This is a genomic window from Paenibacillus sp. IHB B 3084, assembly GCF_001447315.1.
GTDB lineage: Bacteria > Bacillota > Bacilli > Paenibacillales > Paenibacillaceae > Paenibacillus.
Window position 1 is genome coordinate 4,074,490 of the sequence record NZ_CP013203.1, and the last position, 24,697, is coordinate 4,099,186.

The following is a 24,697-nucleotide window of genomic DNA, read 5'->3' on the forward strand; positions in this document are numbered from 1 at the left end:
ATTTTCGACGAAAAAGAAGGGTTTTCCAGGATCAGGGCAGAAATGTTCTATAAAGCAGTCAATAACCCCGCTAATTGCTGATCTGCGGAACCGGAGTCGCTGGGAGGAGGAACAGCCATCGTGGGTATGGAAGAGCTGGATGAGCAGGATTGGGATGACGCAATTGAGATGCTGTGTCAAAGCAAGGCGGACGAGTTGATTCTCGTAGGCTATGAGCATGTCACAAGCAAGGACGTGTGGAATTGCGTCAGTCATAAATATGAAAAGGAGGGTATTCCTCCGCTGCACAAGCTCGTTAACGATATACTTTCCCTTAAAGCGACGAGCTTTATGAACTATTTGACAATGTCCGCATTACGGGGCTCCACTTTCGAATAGAAGGGGGTCTTTTTTTGCGTTCAAATTGACTGCTTTTTGAGGGGTAGCTATAATAGGAATATTGAGAATGAAAGGGGAACATGGGACGGAATGAAGAGAATTCTAAGTTTCATCGTGGTCGTGCTCATAACCACTGGTGTTATGGTCGGGACAAGCCCGGGCCTGCTGAACAGTTTAAAACTAGGCCTCGATTTAAAGGGAGGCTTTGAAATCTTATATGAAGCCCAGCCTTTGGAAGCCGGGCAGAGTGTAACCAGCCAGTCTCTTATACAAACAGCTCAAAGTCTGGAGAGACGGATAAACGCGCTTGGTACAACTGAGCCGGAAGTAACAACGGAGGGTACCAACCGCATTCGTGTACGGCTTGCTGGTGTCTCCAATGAAGCAGAAGTCCGCTCCATGCTGAAAAAGCCTGCCGAGTTGACCTTCCGCAGTGCAACGGCAGCGGATGCCAAAAAGCCGGGCCAATACAGCAAAATTGAGCTTCGCGGTAATGATTTTGTGGAGAATGGTGCTGTTGTCGGCTTCGACCAGCTGAATCAGCCTGAAATTAGTATCAAAGTGAAAGACAAAGCCAAATTTGCAGAGATTACAAAGCGACTTCTTAATAAAGAATTAGCTATTTTCCTGGATCAGGAATTGCTGTCTGCACCTACTGTACGTGGGGAATTGACGGATGGTAGCGCATCAATCACAGGTAGCTACACTCGTGATGAAGCGAACAAGCTGGCGGATACGATTAATCTGGGTGCTCTTCCGCTCAAACTGACGGAAAAATATTCTCAGAGTGTAGGTGCTACGCTGGGTCAACTGTCACTGGATCAAACGATCCGTGCCGGTTTGATCGGCTCGATCATTATTCTGGTATTTATGATTGCGATGTTCCGTGTACCGGGACTGGTTGCCAGCTTCTGTCTCATCGTTCATACCTGGGTGGTGCTTGCGATCTTCTATTTGGGCGGTTTCGTGCTTACGCTTCCGGGTATTGCAGCCTTCGTGCTCGGGATCGGGATGGCGGTCGATGCCAATATCATTACGTATGAACGGATTAAAGAAGAAATCAAGTCAGGCAAAACGATTCGTTCTTCTGTCATTGCAGGTAGTAAGGCCTCGTTCCGTACCGTTATGGATGCCAATGTTACGACAATTATAGCAGCAGCGGTTATGTTTGGTCTGGGAACAGGCTCCGTTCGAGGATTCGCTCTGGTGCTCATCGTTGATATTGTCACCAGTATTTTGACGAATATCTTCTTCTCCCGCTTCTTGCTCAATCTGCTGGTTAAAGCGGATGCTGTGAAGAAGCCCAAGTATTTTGGTGTGAAGGAGAGTGATATTAGTGCGCTTTAATTGGGACTATAAATATATCAAGATGAGCAAGTGGTTTTACACGTTCTCGATTATTATCACACTGCTAGGCATTTTGAGCTTGTCGATTTTTGGTTTGAATTACGGTGTTGATTTCCGTTCCGGTTCCAATGTGGATGTCAATCTGACCAAAACAGTTACACAGGAACAGATTCAAACTTTGCTGGACAAGAAGGGTATCGGCAAAGAGGTGGATTATACGCCGGGTAAAGAGCGCTTTGGTATCCGCTTTTCGCAGGTGTTGACGGATCAGCAAGTGAATGATTTTAAAACATCTTTCAATAAAGAGCTTGATCCGAAGGCTTCCTTTGAGGTTAATACGGTAGATACGGAAATGGCGCAAGAGCTGGAGCGAAATGCAATATGGGCGATTTTGTTAGCCTGTGTAGCCATTGCTGCTTATATCTCGATCCGGTTTGAATGGCGGTTTGCCATCGCAGCCATTGTTTCGCTGTTGCATGATGCCTTTCTCGTTATCAGTATTTTCTCGATCTTCCGACTTGAGGTGGATTTGACCTTTATTACAGCAATTCTGACGATTGTCGGCTTCTCCATCAATGACACCGTCGTTATTTTTGACCGCATTCGGGAAAATTTACGATTTGCGAAGAAGAAGTCCAGGGACGACTTGGAGCAGGTGGTCGATCACAGTATTGCACAGACAATGACTCGTTCACTTGCAACGGTGTTTACTGTGTTTATTGCCTCCTTGTGCTTGTTCATTTTTGGCGGCGAGTCGATTCGGATGTTCTCGCTTGCGATGGTTATCGGTTTGTTGTTTGGTGCTTATTCTTCCATCTTCATTGCCAGCCCGCTGTGGGTGGCCTTGAAAGGAAAACAAAAGTCTCCGGCAGCTGGCGGTGGTGCGGCCAAGACTGCAAAGTCTTAAAATTACGCTTGACATCAGCAGTATGAATTAAAGAGAAAGCCGCGTCTGTATGGGCGCGGTTTTCTAAGGTTTGGAGAATTTGAAATGGAGCATTACCGGGGAATTGTCAGTTCAGGATTGAGGGGGATACGTTGTGAATAGCGAACGCAGCCGATCATTGGAAACTGCGGCGTGGAGCGGGATTATAGGTAATCTTGCACTGGCTGTTCTAAAGGGAACCGTCGGTTATGCGGCAAACAGCAAGGCGTTGATGGGGGATGCGCTGCACACGGCTGCGGATAGTGCTTCTCGTTTGCAGGAGCTTTTGTTCTCCAAAGGTGCAGCAGAGCATGGTATACTGGCACGGTTGCGGAACGGTGAAAAAGTCCGAACTGTGATATCGGTGGTACTGGCTATATTGGTGCTGATGAGTGGCCTTCAGTTGGGCATATTGGCTGTTCGCTCTTTAAGCAGCCCAGAGCCACAGGCACCAGGTCTGTATGCGCTCATTACCGCTTTCGTTGCTCTGGTACTGAGAGAGGTGCTGTTTCAGTTTCAATACCGCTACTCCATTAAACACGGACATAAGACCGAAGCAGATTTGTACGCTAATCATGAACGGTACTCGCTTTATGCGTCGCTGATTGCACTGATCGGTATGATTGGGGCAATGACAGGCGAAGCGATGGATTGGCCTGCATTATTATACCTTGACCCAACTGCTGCGCTGCTGGTAGCCTGTCTGGTGTTGCGTAAAGGATATCTGATGGTACTGAATACCGCCTATCCGGCTCCTGCACAACCTCTGCGTGAGGAAGACTCACAACGCTTCATGGAGACGATTCAGCGGGTGCATGGTATCGTAACAGTTGAGCATCTGCATGCGCAGGAAGCAGGTCTTTTTATAACTGTGGATGTAACCATTAGCGTGAATCCCCGGATTACGGTGCAAGAAGCGCAGGAAATTGCTGATCGGGCAAAAAATCTGCTACTGGCGCGGTTTCCGCAGGTGACCCATGTACAGATGCAGTTCGTTTCTTATCAAGCCGGGTATCCTTACAAGTCTAATCATGAACTACCGGATAATGATGTGTCGTCCCTGCTGCAATAATGGCAGGACGACTATGAAAGAAAGGTGAATAGGATTGCTTCATTCGCAGTACCGATGGAAGACCCCGGAGGTTAACCTGGAGGCGGCTCAGCCGTTGATGGAAGAGCTGGGGATTTCACCATTGTTGTCCCGGCTTTTAGTGAATCGGGGTGTCACTACGGCCGGGGAAGCAAACCGCTTTTTGTACGGAAGTGCAGATGACATACACGACCCTTTTCTGCTCCTGGGCATGAAAGAGGCAGTGCCGAGAATCCGTCAGGCGCTGGAGCGTGGCGAACACATATTAATTTATGGTGATTATGATGCGGACGGGGTATCCAGTACGTCATTGATGATTCAGCTTATGCGCTTCCTGAAAGCTTCGTATGATATTTACATTCCACACCGCTCCAATGAGGGATATGGACTGCACAATCATGCCCTTGATTGGGCTAATCAGCAAGGGGTTACGCTGGTTATTACGGTGGATACGGGAATTAGTGCAGTAGAGCAAATCGCTTATGCGGCAACCCTGGGCATAGATGTTATTGTAACTGACCATCACGAGCCTCCTGCTGTGCTTCCTGAAGCGTATGCTCTGATCAATCCGAAGCTACCTGGCTGTCCGTATCCATTCAAGGGCCTTGCTGGTGTAGGTGTGGCACTAAAGCTGGCACAGGCGCTGCTGAGTGAAGTGCCTGAGGAATGGTTTGAAATTGCTGCTATCGGTACGGTAGCTGATCTGATGCCGTTATATGGTGAGAACCGAACGATTGTACGTAAAGGGATTCAGTCTATGAGAAGCTCTGCGTTTCCAGGTATCCGGGCGTTGCTCAGTGTAGCGGGCGTGGATATGTCTACAGTGACTTCAGTCAACATCGCATTTGCTCTGGCTCCCCGGATTAATGCCAGCGGACGCCTGGATCATGCAGGACGGGCGGTCTCCCTTTTGACGACAGAGCAGGAGGAGGAAGCGGATCAGCTTGCGCATGCGCTGGATTTGCTCAATCGGGAGCGTCAGCAAGTGGTTGAACGTATTGTGGAGCAAGCTGAACAGCAGTTGACAGCCAAGCTGAATGGAGGTACGCTTCCGTCTGTCATCGTATTGGCTGGTGAAGGCTGGAATGTAGGTGTCGTGGGGATTGTGGCCTCCAAGCTGCTGGATCGCTATTATCGCCCAACCATTATTCTTGGCATAGATGCAGAGACAGGCATGTGCAAAGGGTCTGCCCGTTCTATTCCGGCCCTGGATATTTACAGTGCTCTGACAGACAGTCATGACTTGATGGAGCATTTTGGCGGTCATCCTTCGGCTGCGGGTATGACGCTGTCTCGCGACAATCTGGCGGCGTTTGAGGAACGGCTAAATCGCTATGCCGCTTCCATTCTGACGCCAGACAATCTCGTTCCTGTAGCCGAGGCAGATATGGTTTGTCGTCTGGACGAGGTATCTGTACAGGTGGTTGAAGAACTGGAGTTACTTCAACCCTTTGGTATGGGGAACCCTTCTCCACGTTTCGTGTTACAGGGTCTTCAATTGCGTGAGGCTCGTAAAATGGGGCGTGAGAAGAATCATGTGAAGTTGCTATTGGAGCAGAACGGATTATCGCTGGATGCGATTGCCTTCCGGCGTGGCGATCTGGCTGATTTTTTGCAGCAGCAATCCGAGCTGGATCTGCTGGGCGAACTGTCTGTTAATGAATGGAACGGCAAACGCTCTCTTCAACTGATGATGCAGGATATCCGTGTACAGGCTCCGCAAATTTTTGATTATCGGGGAGTATCAGACCCTTTTGCCGAGCTGGAGCGGGGGCTTAAGATTTTTCATCCTCGTATAGAAGAACGAAAAAATGACGTTGCTGTTGTGATGCATCCATCGTCCAGGCTTCGTCCGTCTCGTTCAGTGAACGCCGAATCCATATGGGTATATGATAAGGAGGGCGGCGTTACTCCCGGTGATGATCGAAGGGATACGCAACACTCTGTAAAGTCACTGTTCGTGTTGGAGCCACCGGATACGCCAGAACAGTTGCAGGCATTGTGGTCTACGTTTGAAGATGTGGAGAATGTGTTTCTTCTTCATTCGGTCAGTGAACGAGGCGGTCGGCTCGTCAGCCCGGACAGGGAGCTGTTCAAGCGTATTTACGTTGTGCTTTCCCGAGTAGGGACGCAGCCTGTGGACGAAAAAGCAATGCTGCCTGCCCTTAGCCGCCAATGCTCCTGTTCAGTACGAATGCTATCTAAAGTGCTGGACATTTTCGAGGAGCTTGAGTTTATAACGCGTACAGAAGGGCGATTCTGTTTTGTGTCCAATCCGCCCAAGCGGGATTTAACGGCTTCTCCACGGTATCAGGAATTGCATGATATGGCTGAAATGGAGCGTTATTTGCTGGATGCGGATACAACCCAGATGACAAGCTGGATTATGTCGCTTATGAAGGGTGCGTCTTGAGGCATAGCCTCAAAGCTGATGAAATAGGATGGATATACTAATTAGAAGTTTACAGTAGGAGGAACTAAGTTGGACTACAAAGAATATATTCGGGTGATTCCCGATTTTCCACAACCAGGGATTAGTTTTAAGGACATTACGACCCTGATGAAAAATGGAGAACTGTACCGCAAGGCAATCAATGATATGAAGGAATTGGTATCGGATTTGAAAATTGATCTGATTGCAGGTCCCGAAGCACGTGGATTCGTTGTAGGTGCGCCTCTGGCTTATGCACTTGGTGTTGGTTTTATTCCCATCCGTAAAAGTGGCAAGTTGCCTGGTGAGACTATCGAGGAAGCATACGGTTTGGAATACGGCAAGGACATGCTGGCTATGCATAAGGATGCAATTGAGTCGGGACAAAATGTTTTGATTGCGGATGATCTGCTTGCTACAGGTGGAACCATTGCTACATCAGTGAATTTGGTACGTCAGCTTGGTGGAAATGTGGTAGGGGCTGCTTTTCTTATAGAGCTGTCTGATCTAAATGGACGGGCGAAATTGCCTGACGTAGATGTGTTTACGCTGATTACGTACTAAGTGCTCTAAGGCCTGGGGGTTTCCCGGGAAATATTTGAGCATGAACAACCAAAATAGCTCGATGGAACCTCTCTTTTCTTAAAGAGTTGCTCCATCGGGCTATTTTTTTAGGTGTTTTTGGTTGGAAATGTAATTTACATAAACTCTCCATTCATTTACGAAAATCGTTATAAAAAAATTGAACAAAATGACGATAAACAGTTAAAAAGGGGTAGGGGTGGTTATATTGCGTACGATTCAATTTAAAAGCTTACAGGCACGAACATTCTCTACCTTGGTTCCTCTTGTACTTCTGACTTTGATTTTAATCAGTTTATTATCTTACTTTTTCGCCAAGCAAAAGCTGGACGCGGAAATTAGTCAGAATGCTACCCACTCTCTGTCGGGAGTTAAAGCGGATATTACAGCTAATGTGGATCGGCATGCTTTACTGGTCTCCATGCTGGCGAAGAGTGCAGAACAGTTGGGGACAGGAACGAGGATTGATGATTATGGACATTTGTATGAACAAGAGCTGGCATTGAATGATATGACCTATGGTCTGGGTGTTTTTTTCGCCAAGGATGCGTATGAGCCAGATACGACATATCGATCCAATTATGTGTATAGAGATGGTAAACAGATGAAGCAAACGACTGAATATGATGATCCCCAATATAACTATTTAACAAAGTTGTGGTATACAGGGGCTGTTGAGCGAGGTAAAGATATAAACTTTACGGAGCCTTTTTACGATTCCAAAATGAAAGTAAATATGATTACTGCCGGAAAAGCATTTTATGACCGAACAGGTAAGCTGAAGGGTGTCATTACGGGTGACTTAAGTATGGCGAGTATTCAAGCCTATATCGAACGGATGAAATTCGGTGCTCAAGGAAGAGCGGTTTTGATGGACAAGAATGGAGCGATCCTGTCATCGGGGCTACAGTCCATAAAAGCAGGTGAGCCGTTAACAAAGGTGTTGACTGCGGAGGCGGCACAAGCTATTCAAAACGGAGCTTCCGGTCAGATATCCGCGTCCATCGGGAATGAGGATTATCGGATATTGTATGATACAATTTCGCAAACCGGTTGGAAAATTGGGGTGCTGCTGCCGGATTCGGAGCTGAATCGTCCTGCGAACGAAATGCTTAAACTGCTCCTTATCGTTAGTGCTATCGGAATCCTATTGATTATGGGGGCTTTGCTGGTTAGCAATTCAGGAATGGTCAAAGAAATTAAAAAAATAATGCAGATGACGAATCGCATGGCCGTTGGAGATTATACAGTTGAAGTATCTCATCATCGTAAAGATGAGTTTGGTCAAATGGCAGAGGGAATCAATGAGGTGATTGCTGCTACAAGGGGGATGGCAAGTCGCTTGAGCGAAGAATCCGGCGTGATTACGACGGTATCCTCAACTATTTCCCGGGATATTTCTGGCGCAGCTGAGGATGCGAAGCACAATGCTGACGAGCTGGCTCAGGTAAAGGAAGGCGCTGAACAACAGTTGGCTGCTGCGGCAGAGAGTGCGACTGCGATGGAGGAAATGGCTGTTGGTGTTCAACGTATTGCCGAATCCATACAGGAGGTATCTGAAGCCACCACAGGCATTGAACATAAGGCACATCAAGGAAATGAACGTTTGACCGAGGTCACCCGAGGAATGCGCAAAGCGAAGGTATCTATGGATGAAGCAGGCAAGGTAGTAGGTTCGTTGAATGAACGGTCGGCTCAGATTGGCAGCATTATTGGGATCATTCAGGAAATTAGCGGGCAGACCAAGTTGCTGTCGCTGAATGCTTCCATTGAGGCCGCACGTGCGGGTGAACATGGACGTGGATTCGCCGTTGTGGCTTCAGAGATCGGCAAGCTTGCCGTAAATGTTAGCCAGTCTGCGGAGCAAATTACAAGCCGAATCCGGTCCATGCAGGAAGAAACGAAATTAGCAATGGAAGGAATGCAACAGGGCACTCTGGAGATGGATGAAGGAGTGGCAATTTTGCAGGAGGTCGAGGAGCGCTTTGCTGCAATGAATCAAGATATCCAGCAGGTTGCGATTGAAGTGCAGGAGGTCTCATCGGCCTCGGAGCAAATGTCAGCAGGCTCAGAGGAGGTTGCAGCATCTATTAGTTACCTTGCCGATATTGCGAAAGCTTCTGCTGAACGTGCTGGGCAAGCCTCGAAACGGTCCGAACGGCAACTGAAAGCGTTGGAAGGTCTGGATAGCTCAGCCAAGTCGCTTACAGGCGTTTCTGATACGCTCAATCAGGTGGTATCCCGTTTTCGTGTGTGATATTGTTTGAAAAAACAGGCAGTATGATAAAAAAATCGCCGCTCTCCATATGCTACGGTCAACACGTTTTGCCGTTTGGCAGGATGTGTTCATTCTCAGCACATGGAGTCGGCGATTTTTAATATGATGAGACAGGCATCAATCCGGTGTTTTTTCTGTCAAGGGTTCTTGAGTTTTATCATTGGACCAGCCAAGAACTTCAATCAGCTTGAAGAACAGGCTAAGGATAATGCCAATAATCGTAGCCAGTGCCATACCTTTCAGGGTAACAGCGCCCCAAGTGAGTGTAGCACCGCTGATTCCAACAACAAGTACGACCGTAGCAAGCAGCATGTTAGTCGGCTTGGCAAAATCAACTTTTTGCTCCACAAAGATTCTCAGACCGGAGGCCGCAATGACACCGAACAGCAGCAAGGATACTCCACCCATGACCGGAGCCGGGATATTGGAAACAATCGCCGAGAAGGTGCCTGAGAAGGACAGCAGGATGGCAATGACAGCCGCTCCGCCAATCACCCATACAGAGTACACTTTCGTTAAAGCCATGACCCCGATATTTTCACCATAGGTTGTATTGGGTGTCGAGCCGACAAAGCCGGAAAAGATAGTAGAGATACCGTTACCCAGCAGCGAACGATGCAGTCCGGGATCTTTGGACAGCTCGCGTCCAACAATGTTGCTGGTCACAAGCAAATGCCCGATATGCTCCACGATAACCACCAGAGCGACTGGAAGAATTGTCAGCATAGCCGAGGAGTTAAATATTGGAGTAGTAATTGCAGGGTGTCCGAAAAAAGGAGCGTCCGCAATTGCTTGCGTATTTACCATGCCCATAAAATAAGCGAGCACATACCCCACCACGATACCAATCAGAATATGAATGATTTTGGCAAACCCGCGAAACAGCACGGCTCCCAGAACAGTGACCCCGAGTGTAACAAGGGAAAGGATAATGGTTTTGGGATCAGGGATCCAGGCTTTGGTGGGATCGGCATTGATAATGCCCGCCATGCCTGCTGCAACCGGAACCAGCTCCAGACCAATCAGCGCCACGATGGAGCCCATAACAGCTGGTGGAAATACTACGTCCAGCCAACGGGTTCCGGCATATTTAATGACAAGCGCAACGAGACAGAAAATAATACCTGTAACAATGAAAGCGCCGAGAGCCATGGCATAACCATTGCCACCGGGGTTATTTTTAAGCACGAGACTAACTGGAGCGATAAAAGCGAAGCTGGAGCCGAGATAGGCAGGAATCTTGCCACGGCAGATCCAGATGTACAGCAATGTGCCAATTCCGTTCATAAGCAAAATCATGCCGGGATCGACACCGAAGATATTCGGTACCAGCACGGTACTGCCAAACATGGCAAACAAATGCTGTACGCTGAGCAGGAACCCGGGTCCTGCCGGAAGCTTTTCATTAACTTGAATTTCGCGTTGCAACGCAGTTCACTCCTTAGTTCTTTCAATTATTCTTATATACATTAATTACTTTTCGTATTTTTTTCAATATAATTCGTTTCATTTCGCCAATAATCCTGATTTCATTGAACCGAGTGTGTCGGAATGACACGACAATGCCAAACCTGTAATAGTTGACGTGTGACGTGGTAACCGTCATAATTATAGGAAATCACTTTTAAAAGGGAACCTTTGCGCGACATGATCGGCGGGTTCCATTTTGCATAGAAAGGACACGGAATAGAGCAGAATGGGGATAGAGCAATTACTTAAAAAGGCTGGGGCCTATACCAGAGAAGCAGATCTTATCCGCATCAGGGAAGCCTACGATTTTGCCGAGCAGGCCCATTCAGGCCAGACTCGCAAGTCCGGTGAACCTTATATTCTGCATCCGCTTGCGGTTGCTGATATCGTCGTTAATATGCAGATGGATACCATCTCCATTATCGCCGCTCTTTTACATGACGTTGTGGAGGATACGACGGTGTCTTTGGCGCAGATTCGCGAGCATTTTGGCGATACATGTGCGATGCTTGTCGATGGTCTGACGAAGCTGGAGCGTATCCAGTTCCGTTCCAAGGAAGAACAACAGAACGAAAATTATCGAAAAATGTTTATTGCCATGGCACAGGACATTCGCGTCATTGTCATCAAGTTGGCAGATCGTCTGCATAACATGCGTACCTTGAAATACCAGTCCGAGGAAAGCCAGCGCCGGATTGCTTATGAAACGTTGGAAATTTTCTGTCCGGTTGCGAACCGACTGGGTATTTCAGCGATTAAATGGGAAATGGAAGATATTGCTTTGCGCTATCTGAATCCTCAGCAATATTATCGCATCGCCAATTTGATGCATAAGAAGCGGGCAGAGCGGGAGCAGTTTATTGATAACGTTATAGAACGCATCGCTGAGAAGCTGGAAGAGATGGGCATTCAGGCCGATCTATCCGGGCGTCCCAAGCATATTTACAGTGTGTTTAAAAAAATGACGACGAAAAACAAGCAATTCAATGAAATATATGATTTGCTGGCGATTCGGATCATTGTGGATAACATTAAGGACTGCTATGCCACACTGGGCATTATCCATACATTGTGGAAGCCGATGCCGGGGCGGTTTAAAGATTATATCGCCATGCCTAAGGCCAACATGTATCAGTCCCTTCATACGACAGTAGTAGGTCCGAATGGCGAACCAACCGAGGTACAGATTCGCACGGTGGATATGCACCGTACTGCTGAGTTCGGGATCGCGGCTCACTGGGCCTACAAAGAAGGAAATGGTTCGAATAACACCAATTTTGAGGATAAAATCACCTTTTTTCGCGAAATTCTGGAGTTGCAAAATGAGGCGAAGGACGCGTCAGAATTTGTGGAATCGCTCAAAATGGACTTTTTCTCTGACCTTGTTTTTGTATTTACGCCAAAAGGTGAGGTTATTGAGCTGCCAGCCGGATCGGTTCCGCTGGACTTTGCTTTCCGCATCCATACTGAAGTCGGGAACCGCACAATTGGCTCCAAGGTCAACGGAAGAATTGTGCCGCTGGACTATCGGCTTAAAACCGGCGATATCGTCGAAATTATGACGTCCAAGCATTCTTATGGACCTAGTCAGGACTGGCTCAAAATTGCTCAGTCCTCTCACGCGCGCAGTAAAATCAAGCAATGGTTCAAGAAGGAAAAGCGTGAGGAAAATGTCGAAAAAGGCCGTGAGAATCTGGAACGCGAGCTGAGAAAACGCGATATAGAGCCTTCGGTGTGGATGAGCGACGACAAGCTTCAGGAAGTTGCGCAGAAGTTTTCTTTTAACGATATCGAGGATATGTTGTCTGCGATCGGTTTTGGTGGAATTACAGCAGCGCAGGTCTGCACACGTCTAACAGAAAAGCTGCGCCGGGAGCAAGAAGAGGCACGACTGATTGAGTTGACGTCTGAGGTCAAGGAATATAAACCGCAGGGCGAACGGAAAAAAACACCGACCAATGGTGTCAGCGTCAGAGGCGTCGACAATTTGCTTGTACGTTTTGCACGATGTTGTAATCCCGTGCCGGGAGACGACATCATCGGTTATGTAACACGTGGACGCGGCGTATCTGTTCACCGCACGGACTGTCCTAACATCCCTTCGGGTACGGGCGAAGATCAGGCGCGTGTGATTGAGGTTGAGTGGGAAGAAGCCGCAGAAGTAAATTACAGCGTCGATATTGAGATTACGGGTCATGATCGTAACGGCTTGTTGAACGAGGTACTACAGGCTATTTCCGAAAATAAAACCAGTTTCTCAGCCGTTACAGGCCGTACGGACAAAAATAAAATGGCGATGATTCACATTACGATACTCATTCGCAATACGGATCATTTACATTCTGTTGTAGAGCGGATCAAACGGGTGAAAGATGTATACACCGTTCACCGGATTATGCAATAACCCTTGTGGACGTGAAAATAGGTTTACAGCCTTTGTAACGAAGTTTGGGTATAAAGACCCGTTATGTCGCTAAAAGAGACGTGAGCAGCCTGTAGGTGGCTTTTACAGGGCAAGGATAAAGGAGACAGCGGACAGGCGATGAAGATTATTATTCAACGCTGTAAAGACGCTCAGGTAACGGTTAATCAAAAGGTGGTCGGCAAGATCGAAACCGGATTAATGCTGCTGGTCGGTATTGGTCAGGGAGATACGGCGGCCGATGCCGTTTATTTAGCGGACAAAACAGCGGGATTACGTATTTTTGAGGATGCTGAAGGCAAAATGAACGACAGTGTGCTGGATGTTGGCGGAGCTATTTTGTCGGTCTCTCAGTTTACGCTGTATGGCGACTGCCGTAAGGGCAGACGACCCAACTTCATGGGCGCGGCCAAGCCTGAGGAAGCAGAGAAGCTGTACGATTTTTTCAACAGTCAGCTTCGTGCGAAGGGGTTGGAGGTCGAGACGGGAATTTTCGGGGCTATGATGGATGTGTCATTGACCAACTGGGGTCCGGTAACGCTGATTCTGGATAGCGAACGGTCGTAGTAGAGCTGAGTAGCATAAAATGACCGTTCAGGGGGACGATAATGTCATCCCGGCTGGTGATTAGCCAGGCGGATAGCCTTAAGGGTGACAGGAGAGACGAAGCCATGCGTCAAACCCCAAAAGTGGACGGTTATCGAACCGCTGCACTTCTTTTTCCCGGTAGTATTCAGGAGGCAACCAGCCTCACTCGTGAGAGTGACACGTTATTACAGCATGTCGCAGTAGCTATAGACAAGCCGGGGCGTGGTGCTTTGCCGCGCAGGTAGGGAAGGAGCCGAGAGGCTCCTTTTTCTTTTTCACTGCTTCGAATTGTTATAAAAACAGATCAAGCGGGTAATAACAAAGCGTGGTAGACAAATGAAAATTTGTCACAAACTTAAATTACAACTCATCTTGAGGATAACCGGAAAGGAGATCTGAACGATTATGAGTAAAATTGCGTTTTTGTTGGCTGATCAATTTGAGGATTCCGAAATGCAAGTGCCTTACGATGAATTAAAGAAAGCCGGGCATGAGGCGGATATTATCGGTCTGAAACAAGGCGAAAAGGTGAACGGCAAGCAAGGTAAAGCAAGCTACACCATTGAAAAGGCCATTCGGGATGTGGAATCAAGTGACTATGATGCTGTTGTTATTCCCGGCGGATCATCCCCGGAAAATCTGCGTCTGGATGCGTATGTTCTCAAATTCGTGACTGAAATTAACGAGGCCAAGAAAACGATTGGGGCGATCTGCCATGGTCCGCAAATTTTGGCGAGCGCTGGTTTGTTACAGGGACGAACGATTACAGCTTATCCTCCTTTGAAAGATGACTTGATTAACGCGGGTGCCCATTTTGAGGATCGCGAGGCGGTTGTGGACGGTAACTTTATTACGTCTCGTACACCTAAAGATGAGCCTGCTTTTGTGCGTGAGCTCTTGAAGGTGTTGTAATTTTACTGTGAATGCTTCTGTAAATGTATGCCAGTACAATTCCCATTTGAGGAGGATTTGATATGGCAAAGCAGATTCAGGCTTATTTTCGCACGGAGGATGAAGCTGAGGGTGCCAGAGCGTCGCTCCAAGCCTATAGAACGGAACATTTGGAAGTAGGCGCGCTGGATGATGCACTCGGCAGGGACACGCGGGTGTTGATCCCGCTGGTTCCCTATAACAACACTGGTGCTGTGGGCACGTTAGGGGCTGCAGGTGCAGCAATACCCGCCGCTGGCGCTTATGGTGAGAACATTATTCCAGAGGTGGAGAATGGCGAGGCTGACCGTGGCACTGCACGCAGGGATTTGAATGAAGACCGTAGCAGGACGACGGATCACGACACAGGCCTACTTCATGCGACAGACGCCTACATTAACGGTGATCAGGATGAATTGCGGTATGTATTGTCCGCGAAGGTGAACGATGCTGACTACGATGAGGTCGTTCATAAGCTCCGTTCCAATCGCGGTTATATAGCACAATTATTGGATTAAAGCTGAAAAAACCGTCACAAGCTTGTCGATAAATTGAGGAATTCAGATGTTATAGAACGGCTGTAATACAATTGTAATATTCGAAACATCATTCCTTAATATTCGTTGTTTATAATAACGGCATGACCCCCTTTTGATATATCTTTTGAACCTGCGGACCGTTTCCGCAGGTTATTTTCTTTTTATAGGGACTTATTTGTCTTATTACGGGGGAAAGTCTTGACTTTGTCGAAGCAGTTCATTAAAATCATAAAATAATGAAATTGATTTGATGACGGGACCAAGTACTCCGAACCCACAAGCGCAGAGAGGAATTTCTAGGCTGTAAAAATTCCCTTGATGAGCGGACGAATGACCTCCCCGAGAACAGGCGGCGAACGAGGAATACCTACTGAAAGTACATTGCAACTGTGCCGACAGTGGATAATCCTGCATATTAGCCGTACTGCGCGTTACGGGCGTTATACGTATGAGCGGAGTCAGTGTAATGCTGACGGGCAATGAGTGATTCTTACGCTGGTTGTCTGGGTAACTCCGGAATGTGGGTGGTACCACGGGTGATTTGTAAACGACAATCCCTCGTCCCTGTTAATGCTAACAGGACGAGGGATTTTTTGTTTTATATTGAAAAGTGGAGCAAGAAAAAAGCGCACAATAAGAAATACAACGACGGGGGGATACGTTAATGGCCTTTCAAAAACCGACGGGAACACAGGATTTGCTGCCGGGCAGTGTAGAAAAATGGCAATTTGTCGAGGAAAAAGCCCGTGAGATTAGCCGCCGCTTTAATTATCGTGAAATCCGTACACCGATGTTTGAGCAAACGAATTTGTTCGTTCGAGGTGTGGGTGAAACGACGGATGTGGTGGAAAAGGAAATGTACACCTTTGAGGATAAAGGGAAGCGCAGTATGACTTTACGTCCGGAAGGGACAGCAGGCGTGGTTCGCTCCTATGTGGAGAACAAGCTATACGGGGAGCCGGATGTAACGAAGCTGTATTATATCGGTCCAATGTTCCGCTATGAGCGTCCACAGGCTGGACGTCAGCGCCAGTTCCACCAATTCGGTATTGAGGCTTTTGGTGCGGTAGATCCTGCACTGGACGCAGAGGTTATCGCTTTCGGGTATCAGTTCTGCCGTGAGCTGGGTCTGAAAGGGGTAAAGGTGGAAATTAACTCAGTCGGCAATGCAGCCAGTCGTGCAGCCTACCGCCAGCATCTGGTGGACTTCCTGTTGCCGATCAAGGATACGTTGACCAAGGAGAGCCAAGCGCGTATTGAGCGTAATCCGTTGCGAGTGCTGGATAGCAAGGATGACCAGGACAAATTTGGCGGTGCGCCTTCCATTTTGGATAGCTTGGACGAGGAATCCCGCACACACTTTGAGAAGGTGAAGCAAAATTTGGACGCTATGGGTGTGGAATATACAGTCAACCCGCGCTTGGTACGGGGACTGGATTATTATACGTTGACCGCGTTCGAATTCAAAGCTGAAGGGATTGGAGCCATTGACACCATCGGTGGAGGCGGACGCTATAACGGACTGGTTGGCGATCTGGGCGGACCAGATCAGCCGGGTATTGGCTTCGGTATCGGACTGGAGCGGATTCAGCTAATCTTGGAGCATCAGGGTATCGAATTGAACGAAGCCAAGCCGCTGGATGTCTATATGGTGGCATTGGGTGAAGCGGCAGAAACGGAAGTGACCAGACAGCTGTTCAAGCTGCGTCAAGCCGGATTTTCCGCAGAGCGAGATTATCTGGGTCGCAAAATGAAGGCACAGATGAAATCAGCAGATCGTTTTAAAGCACGGTATACTGCGATTTTGGGCGAGGATGAGCTGGTACGCGGTGAAATTGCACTGAAAAACATGGAAACTGGCGAGCAGCGTACCGTCAAGCTGGATCAACTGGTGGAAGAGCTGGGATAAACCCAGACCATCTTTTATTATCATCTGTGATGCAGTAAGCATGAGAGACAACAAATATATATTGAAGTAACCGAGTAACATTCAGTCGGGTGGACCTTCCCTCGGCTGGTCAGATAGCATCAACCACTAAAACATAAACAGGAGTGTGTATTATGAAAAGGAGTCATCAATGCGGCGCATTAACCCATGCGCATATCGGAGAAACAGTTACATTGAACGGTTGGGTACAAACCCGTCGTGACCTGGGAGGCGTACTTTTTATCGACCTGCGTGACCGCAGCGGGATTGTACAAATCGTGTTTAACCCGGCATATTCCGGTGACGCGCTGCAAATTGCGGACCGTGTTCGTAGTGAATACGTACTTGAGGTTACGGGTACAGTGGTCAAGCGTGATGCCGAAACCATTAACGCGAACCTGCCTACAGGTGAAATTGAAGTGCGTATTACGGAAATTGAAGTATTGAATGCAGCCAAAACACCTCCGTTCTTCATTGAAGATGGCGTCGAAGTGGACGAGTCGCTGCGTTTGAAATACCGTTATCTGGACCTGCGTCGTCCGGAAATGCACCAGACGTTGAAACTGCGTTCCAAAGCAGCAAAAGTATTCCGTGACTTCCTGGACGGTGAAGATTTCATCGAGGTAGAAACGCCAATTTTGACGAAAAGTTCGCCGGAGGGTGCACGCGACTATTTGGTGCCAAGCCGTGTGCATGAGGGTGAGTTTTTTGCATTGCCGCAATCGCCACAACTTTACAAGCAATTGTTGATGGTGGGTGGCGTAGAACGCTACTACCAAATTGCACGTTGCTTCCGCGATGAAGACTTGCGTGCCGACCGCCAGCCTGAATTTACACAGGTCGACATTGAGACCTCCTTCATGCAACAGGATGACTTGCTGCCCATGATGGAGCAACTGATGGTGAAGCTGTTCAGAGAGACGGTTGGTGTTGAACTGGAAACTCCGTTCCAACGGATTACACATGCCGATGCAATGGACAAGTACGGCTCTGACAAGCCGGATCTGCGTTTTGGCCTTGAGTTGATTCATGTCAATGATATCGTGGCAAGTAGCGGTGTGAAGGTATTTGCTTCTGTAATTGAAAAAGGCGGCGAGGTTAAGGTCCTCAATGCTAAGGGCTGTGGCACATGGAGCCGCAAGGATATTGACGATCTGGGTCCTTATGCTGCACGTTACGGTGCCAAAGGTCTGGCTTGGATTCAAGTGAAAGAAGGCGAATTCAAGGGGCCTATCGTTAAATTCTTTACACCGGAAGAAATCGAAGCTCTGAGAGAGCGTACGGGAGCTGAAGAAGGCGACTTGCTGCTCTTCTCTGCGGATAATAAAAAAGTAGTCGCTGATGTATTGGGCGCGCTTCGTTTGAAAATTGGCCGTCAACTGGGTCTGATCGACGACAACGTATACAAATTTGCATGGGTTGTAGACTTCCCGTTGCTTGGCTATGATGAAGAACAAAAACGTTATGTAGCAGAACACCATCCGTTCACTCGTCCGAAGGACGAAGACCTTGCCGTCTTGGACACAGACCCAGGTCAAGTTCGTGCTCAGGCCTATGACATCGTACTGAACGGCTACGAAGTGGGCGGCGGTTCGATGCGGATTTACAAACGTGATGTACAGGAGAAAATGTTCAAAGCTCTTGGCTTGTCGCCGGAAGTAGCTAATGAAAAATTCGGCTATCTGTTGGATGCGTTCGAATATGGTACGCCTCCACATGGTGGTATTGCCTTCGGTTTTGACCGTCTTGTGATGCTGCTTGCAGGTCGTACAAACCTGCGCGAAACCATTGCATTCCCGAAAACAGCCAATGCAACAGATTTGCTGATGGACGCACCGTCCGAAGTGGATCAAGGTCAATTGGAGCAGCTTCATATCCGTCTTGCTCCGAAGCCAGTTACTCCTAAAGCTTAAGACGAACGTTTGCTTTTACAATTGCCCTACATGGGCTTGTGAATAGTTTATAAAATGCCATGAACCCGTTACCCTCTTATGGATAATGGGTTCATGGTTTGTATGCATGAAGTTCAAGCATAGTGTCTAAATCAGTGAGGGAGGATATGTACCATATGCTGCATCAATTTTCACGAACAGAGCTGGCCATCGGGACTGAGGGTCTGGAGGTTATGAAAAATAGCACGGTAGCCGTGCTGGGTATCGGCGGTGTCGGCTCCATTGCGGTAGAAGCGCTGGCGCGGACCGGTGTTGGACGCATCATTTTGATTGATAAAGACGTCGTAGATATTACCAACATTAATCGCCAGATTCATGCGCTGACGACAACGGTAGGTCAAAAAAAGGCCGATCTGATGGTAGAGCGTGTGAAGCTGATTAACCCTGAATGTGAAGCGATTGCACTGAACATGTTTTATACGGAAGAAACGTATGAGGAGCTGTTCAAGTACGATCTGGATTATGTGCTGGATGCCTCGGATACGATTATTTATAAAATTCATTTGATCAAGGAATGTCTGAAACGGGGGATTCCGATGATCTCCAGTATGGGCGCTGCCAATAAAATGGACCCAAGCCGTTTTCAGGTGGCGGATATCTCCCAAACGAAAATGGACCCGATTGCCCGTGTAATCCGTACCAAGCTGCGTAAGGAAGGCATTACAAAAGGTGTCAAGGTCGTATACTCCGATGAGGAACCGATGAAGCCGCGTGAAGAGATTACGAAAAAAATCGTACCTGCGAACGCACCTGAGATCCGGAAGGCGAAGCAGCCGCCTGCGAGCAATGCTTTTGTACCTCCCGTGGCAGGATTGATCATGGTTAGTGTAGCTGTCAAAGATTTGTTAAACAAGGCTGGAGTGTAAGTCTGAAAAATAAAACGTAGTACGTTTCTAGCTTTGCTGCAAACAGATCGAACAAATTGCTGGAGGGTTTTGGTATGAAGGGTGGACTATGGTCCAGAAGCCTCGGTTTCAAACCCGAGCATCATTGGAAAAAGGAAGTGGCCGCTGGTGCCATTTCCTATTTTTCCGTTGTATATATTGTAATGGTCAATGCGACCATTTTGGCAGATGCCGGGATTCCATTACAAGGGGCAATGCTGGGTACACTGCTCACGTCGATTATCGGCTGCCTGCTTATGGCCTTTGGCGGAAAGTCGCCAATGGTTGTTGTACCAGGGATGGGGATTAATGCTTTTTTCACTTATACGCTCGTACATTCTATGAAGCTGAGCTGGCAGGAAGCGTTGATGGTGGTCACCATTACAGGTATTATATTCGCCGTTGTTGCATTTACGTCCTTGTACAAGCTGATTAGCCAGGCGATTCCTCATAATTTACAGCACGGAATTACGGTAGGAATTGGTTTGTTTTTGACCTTTATCGGATTGCAAAAAAGCGGCATTGTAATTGCTCATCAAACGACTTTTGTCGCGATCGGCCATTTTAATGACCCGAAGGTGATCACGGCTTGCGTAACATTGCTGCTCGCTATTGTGTTATTTGTGCGCAACGTTCAGGGAGGGCTGCTAATTAGTATTTTGGCAGGAACAGGACTTGCCTACGTACTGGGGGCTGTAGAACCGACAAGTGGAGTGCGAACCTCCGAAACAGTACGGCAGTATGGGCAACTGTTTGGCGAGCTATCTTTTTCAGGCATCGTTTCGGTAGCCTTCTGGATCGCTGTTTTTTTGCTGCTGCTCATTGTTCTGTTCGAAAACATTGGGATGATTGCTGCACAGACCAACATGATCGGAAGACCGGATACGTTCAAGAACAGCTTGCGAGTGCTGGCGGTAACCAATATTTTTGCCGGTATTTTAGGGAGCAGTCCGGCGGTAGCGGCTGCGGAATCGACGGCTGGTATTGCAGCAGGAGGTCGCTCAGGGGCGACGCCGCTGGTCACTGCCATTTTATTCGGGGCAACCTTCTTTTTCATTCCGTTACTAGCTTATATTCCTGATAGTGCCATTGCGCCCGTGCTCATCATCATTGGCGGTCTGATGGTACAAAATGTCCGTGAGATGGATTTTAGTGATTTTACCGAGGCGTTTCCTGCATTTCTGGTCATGGTGATGATGCCCTTTACGTATAGCATTGTAGACGGAATGGCATTTGGCTTTATTGCTTACCCCGTAGCCAAACTGGCAGCAGGGCGCGGCAAGGAAGTGCCTGTCGCATTGTATATCATTTCCGTATTGTTTGTGGCTAACTTTGTGCTTCATTCTCTGGTGTAGTAAACTCAAATTTAGGCTGTACTGTTCATACCCGTGCACAGCGCGGGTGTTGTTGTTTGGACAAGAATGGTCAGACAGGAAGCGAGGTAAATGGTTTATGGAAAAGGAACATCATCTACAGCAAGATGAACAGCAGAACAGTATGAAGGAAAAGCCGGGTAAAAAACCCGATAGGGCTGGTATGGGCAAGTTTATCAAATTGATTGCAAGCGCACACCCTCCCAAGGCCATTCTCGTTATCGCCCTGATTCTGACCTTGATTCAGACAATTGCCGGTTTAGTTGTACCGCTGATGACCAAGGGACTGATCGACGGTTTGACCTTTTCTTCATTGAACCGAATGGTTATTCTTGGCTTGCTTGGGGCTTTCGTGCTCCAGGCTGTGGCTTCAGCGGTTTCCATTTATATGCTGAACTATGCCGGACACAAAATTGTGGCTAATTTGCGCAAACGCTTATGGCATAAAATTTTGTCTCTTCCCATTCCGTATTTTGACCGGAATCGTTCCGGGGATACGATGAGTCGTGTCACCAATGATACAAGTCTGATTATGAACCTGATTACGGAGTATCTTGTGAATCTGATTTCTAACGTAATTGCCATTATTGGCGGTATTGCCTTGCTTTTTTATCTGGATTGGGTCATGACACTCATTATTATGGCTATCGTTCCATTAACAGCGCTGATTTTATTTCCCGTGGGCAGGAAAATGTACCGTATCTCCAAAAAGCAGCAGGATGAGATGGCTGATCTGACCTCGGTACTGAGTCAGGTTATCGGAGAGATCAGGCTGGTAAAGGCGTATGGGACGGAAAGCAGGGAAGCACAGGCCGGAGAGGATCGGATTTACCGGATGTTCCGTTTTGGCTTGCAGGAATCTCGTATTTTGGCGTTGGTAGGTCCCATTTCTACTTTCTTGCTGACCGCTGTACTGGTTATTATTTTGGGTGTAGGTGGTGTTCGCGTCGCATCGGGTGTGCTGACTGCGGGGGATTTGGTAGCTTTTATTTTGCTGCTGTTTCAGGTGATTACACCGATGGCCCAGTTCACAACCTTATATTCACGTCTGCAAAAGGTGGTGGGTGCCACGGAACGAATTCAGACTATTTTGGATCATGAAGAGGAGCCGCTGGAATTGAAGCAGGAAGCAACAAAAGAAAGCAGGGATATCGTGCTGCGTGATGTTGTCTTTTCCTATACTGAAGGTGAAGAGGTTCTTCATCATGCCAGTTTGGTCATTCCGGCTAACCGGACAACTGCATTTGTTGGACCAAGCGGAAGCGGCAAGTCCACGCTGTTTTCGTTGCTGGAACGTTTTTATGTACCGGATACGGGAGAGATTCGTTATGGAGATGAACCGATATCGTTGTATACACTATCCTCCTGGCGCTCCAAAATTGGCTATGTGTCGCAGGAAAGCTCGATGATGACCGGAACGGTCAGAGATAATATTACGTATGGCTTGGGACGGGAAGCTGATCTGGAGGAAGTGAGACAGGCAGCCACGATGGCGTACGCGGATGCGTTTATTATGGATTTACCGCAAGGCTATGAGACTGAAGTGGGTGAGCGGGGAATGAAGCTCTCCGGCGGGCAACGGCAACGGATTGCCATTGCTCGTGCGCTTCTACGTAGTCCGGATATTCTTATGCTGGACGAGGCTACCTCCAGCTTGGACAGCTCATCTGAGCATGAGGTACAAAAAGCGCTGGCGAACCTGATGGAAGGACGAACGACGATTGTCATCGCTCACCGTTTGTCTACTGTGGTTCATTCCGATCAAATTATTGTGTTGGACAAGGGTAAGGTAACCGGTGCAGGAACCCACGCGGAGCTGATTGAATCCCATGAGGTGTACCGAGAACTGGCTCAGAAGCAGTTTGTGGAGATGGGGGAGAGGAGTATGGAGCGTTAGAGGCCGCTTCGCGTGTGATTTGATCCTCCGATCGCTGTTGCCTCTGAATTCCTCTGATTGTAGTAAGACAGAAGGTTGGAATTCAGAGGCAAAGGCGAACGCTCCGCTTCTTTGGATTCAAATCCCCCGCTTCGCTGGTGCCGCAAGGGTCCATACTTTATGTGAAGGGCAGGGTAAGTTCAAGAGCAGAGTTCAAGAGCATAAGAGCATAAGAGCATAAGAGCAAAACATAAGAGCAGGGACAAAGAAATAATTGTGAATGAAGCTGTATGACATACAACATATAGAGTTGGCTAAAATGATGCTAGACTAAAAAGTGGACACCGAGAAGCAAGAATAAAGTCAATTCATTTAGCAAGTTGCTCTCATTAACGCACTAAGAAATAAATGGGATTGATTCCGTATGAACTCATTTATATACAGATATTTAAATATTTGTCATGAATAAAAAAGTGATGTGTTTTTTGTTTTTTTATATTGTTAAAAAGGGTTTTCGTAAGAGGATTTTTAGAAAGGAATGGGGTCAAGAATGAGCAAACCGAGAGTATTGGTTGTTGATGATGAGAACGCTGTCAGAAAATTGATTAAAACGGTTCTTGAAGGCGATGGAATGGCTGTTCTTCAAGCTGAAAATGGCATGGAAGCCATGCGGATGATTAGCGAGGAGCCATTCGATCTCGTCCTCCTGGACATTATGATGGAAAATATTGATGGCTATGATGTGCTTGGTCAAACGCGCAATATGGGCATCCATACGCCAATCATTTTTCTGAGCGGGAAAAAAGAAGACACAGATCAGATCATTGGACTTGGGCTTGGGGCAGATGCCTATATTACCAAGCCATTTAGTCCTCCTGTGCTTTGTGCTCAGGTAAAGAACCAGATTAAAAGATATCGCCAGCTTCAGGAATCAAAACAAGAAGCCTCACGCATTGCGTTGGGACCATTTCTATTCAACCATCATACCTATACGTTTCAAAAAAATAATCAGGAAATCGCGTTGTCATCAAAAGAATTACAGCTCATGAAATTTTTTATGGAGCACCCCAATCAGGTCTTCTCGAAAGAACAGCTATATCAAAACATCTGGAAAGATACGGTTGTCGATAATAATACGATTATGGTCTATATCAGACACCTGCGGACCAAAATTGAGGAAAATCCCACTAATCCGAAATATATCAAAACCGTCTGGGGAATCGGGTATCGTTTTTCCGTTGAAAGATAGATTAACTATATACTTCTATCCAATTGTATACGTTCTCTTGAAAGCACGCCGATGGACTCGGGGGGCTTTTTTTCTACGGCTGATTATTTCGCTAGCCATCCTTAATTTAGTAACAAAAGGGAATACATAACTTTGGAGGGCGGCATCACAATGCCTCTAATAAAATTGTAGCGACTCTGCCTCAAACATACCTCTATCTCAAAGATATTGCCAAGCCCGTCGTCTAGACTGCAAACTTAAAACCGGACACATAATGACCAGAACGTTTTTTAGTCAAACCAGGACGATGTACCGACTTAACCACGGGACGCCGCAGTGGGAATGAACATATTCTCCGCTGCGGTGAGTTTGTCGTGCTCGTCGAGATTCCTTAGCCTACCTCAAACACGTTTGGAAACAAGCTGTGTTAGTAAATGAGTCAACCGTAGTTTTTTTCTTTGAAAGCGCTAACATATT

General features: G+C 47.5%; 19 protein-coding genes. 18 read left to right on the forward strand and 1 reads right to left on the reverse strand.

Annotated features, from left to right (window positions below; translation table 11 throughout):
- Window positions 1–120: 120 nt before the first annotated feature.
- The 7 genes from ASL14_RS19145 to ASL14_RS19175 all read left to right on the forward strand — a co-directional run bounded on the left by ASL14_RS19145 (window position 121) and on the right by ASL14_RS19175 (window position 9,010).
- Window positions 121–378: a post-transcriptional regulator gene (locus ASL14_RS19145; protein WP_013311570.1), complete on the forward strand. Its 258-nt coding sequence runs from the start codon at window positions 121–123 to the stop codon at window positions 376–378.
- Window positions 379–468: 90 nt separating this feature from the next.
- Window positions 469–1,725, forward strand: a complete 1,257-nt coding sequence (gene secD / locus ASL14_RS19150) for a protein translocase subunit SecD (RefSeq protein WP_134913054.1) — start codon at window positions 469–471, stop codon at window positions 1,723–1,725.
- On the forward strand, window positions 1,715–2,632 hold the full coding sequence (gene secF / locus ASL14_RS19155; RefSeq protein ID WP_134913055.1) for a protein translocase subunit SecF: 918 nt from the start codon (window positions 1,715–1,717) through the stop codon (window positions 2,630–2,632). Before secD ends, secF begins: the two co-directional genes overlap by 11 nt.
- Window positions 2,633–2,765: 133 nt before the next feature.
- Window positions 2,766–3,722 (forward strand): cation diffusion facilitator family transporter, encoded by a 957-nt coding sequence (locus tag ASL14_RS19160; protein ID WP_134913056.1) that lies wholly within the window; start codon window positions 2,766–2,768, stop codon window positions 3,720–3,722.
- Between the two features lie 34 nt (window positions 3,723–3,756).
- Window positions 3,757–6,153 carry a single-stranded-DNA-specific exonuclease RecJ gene (gene recJ, locus ASL14_RS19165; RefSeq protein WP_134913057.1) on the forward strand — a complete coding sequence of 799 codons (2,397 nt, stop codon included), beginning with the start codon at window positions 3,757–3,759 and terminating at the stop codon, window positions 6,151–6,153.
- 69 nt (window positions 6,154–6,222) lie between these two features.
- Complete coding sequence (locus ASL14_RS19170) at window positions 6,223–6,735, forward strand: adenine phosphoribosyltransferase (RefSeq protein ID WP_134913058.1); 513 nt, start codon at window positions 6,223–6,225, stop codon at window positions 6,733–6,735.
- A 217-nt stretch (window positions 6,736–6,952) separates the two neighbouring features.
- Window positions 6,953–9,010 (forward strand): methyl-accepting chemotaxis protein, encoded by a 2,058-nt coding sequence (locus ASL14_RS19175; RefSeq protein ID WP_223264034.1) that lies wholly within the window; start codon window positions 6,953–6,955, stop codon window positions 9,008–9,010.
- A gap of 138 nt (window positions 9,011–9,148) precedes the next feature.
- On the opposite strand, the gene uraA is transcribed toward ASL14_RS19175, so the two are convergent.
- Complete coding sequence (gene uraA / locus ASL14_RS19180; protein WP_134913060.1) at window positions 9,149–10,459, reverse strand: uracil permease; 1,311 nt, start codon at window positions 10,457–10,459, stop codon at window positions 9,149–9,151.
- Window positions 10,460–10,727: 268 nt separating this feature from the next.
- Here uraA and ASL14_RS19185 point away from each other — a divergent pair, with 268 nt between their 5' ends.
- The 11 genes from ASL14_RS19185 (at window position 10,728) to ASL14_RS19235 (ending at window position 24,241) form a co-directional block, all read left to right on the forward strand.
- On the forward strand, window positions 10,728–12,905 hold the full coding sequence (locus ASL14_RS19185; RefSeq protein WP_134913061.1) for a RelA/SpoT family protein: 2,178 nt from the start codon (window positions 10,728–10,730) through the stop codon (window positions 12,903–12,905).
- A gap of 138 nt (window positions 12,906–13,043) precedes the next feature.
- A complete protein-coding gene (dtd, locus tag ASL14_RS19190; RefSeq protein WP_134913062.1) occupies window positions 13,044–13,490 on the forward strand; it encodes a D-aminoacyl-tRNA deacylase in 447 nt (148 codons plus the stop codon).
- 41 nt (window positions 13,491–13,531) lie between these two features.
- The gene (locus tag ASL14_RS19195) at window positions 13,532–13,756 is read left to right on the forward strand and encodes a hypothetical protein (RefSeq protein ID WP_134913063.1); all 225 of its coding nucleotides are present in this window, start codon (window positions 13,532–13,534) and stop codon (window positions 13,754–13,756) included.
- A 160-nt stretch (window positions 13,757–13,916) separates the two neighbouring features.
- A complete protein-coding gene (locus ASL14_RS19200) occupies window positions 13,917–14,423 on the forward strand; it encodes a type 1 glutamine amidotransferase domain-containing protein (RefSeq protein ID WP_134913064.1) in 507 nt (168 codons plus the stop codon).
- Window positions 14,424–14,485: 62 nt separating this feature from the next.
- Complete coding sequence (locus ASL14_RS19205; protein WP_134913065.1) at window positions 14,486–14,959, forward strand: hypothetical protein; 474 nt, start codon at window positions 14,486–14,488, stop codon at window positions 14,957–14,959.
- A 685-nt stretch (window positions 14,960–15,644) separates the two neighbouring features.
- Window positions 15,645–16,889 (forward strand): histidine--tRNA ligase, encoded by a 1,245-nt coding sequence (gene hisS / locus ASL14_RS19210; RefSeq protein WP_134913066.1) that lies wholly within the window; start codon window positions 15,645–15,647, stop codon window positions 16,887–16,889.
- Between the two features lie 152 nt (window positions 16,890–17,041).
- Window positions 17,042–18,820 carry an aspartate--tRNA ligase gene (gene aspS / locus ASL14_RS19215; protein ID WP_134913067.1) on the forward strand — a complete coding sequence of 593 codons (1,779 nt, stop codon included), beginning with the start codon at window positions 17,042–17,044 and terminating at the stop codon, window positions 18,818–18,820.
- Window positions 18,821–18,975: 155 nt separating this feature from the next.
- A complete protein-coding gene (locus ASL14_RS19220; RefSeq protein ID WP_134913068.1) occupies window positions 18,976–19,725 on the forward strand; it encodes a tRNA threonylcarbamoyladenosine dehydratase in 750 nt (249 codons plus the stop codon).
- Window positions 19,726–19,799: 74 nt separating this feature from the next.
- Complete coding sequence (locus ASL14_RS19225) at window positions 19,800–21,098, forward strand: NCS2 family permease (protein ID WP_134913069.1); 1,299 nt, start codon at window positions 19,800–19,802, stop codon at window positions 21,096–21,098.
- A gap of 97 nt (window positions 21,099–21,195) precedes the next feature.
- Window positions 21,196–23,013 (forward strand): ABC transporter ATP-binding protein, encoded by a 1,818-nt coding sequence (locus ASL14_RS19230; RefSeq protein ID WP_134913070.1) that lies wholly within the window; start codon window positions 21,196–21,198, stop codon window positions 23,011–23,013.
- A 529-nt stretch (window positions 23,014–23,542) separates the two neighbouring features.
- A complete protein-coding gene (locus ASL14_RS19235; RefSeq protein WP_134913071.1) occupies window positions 23,543–24,241 on the forward strand; it encodes a response regulator transcription factor in 699 nt (232 codons plus the stop codon).
- Window positions 24,242–24,697: the final 456 nt, after the last annotated feature.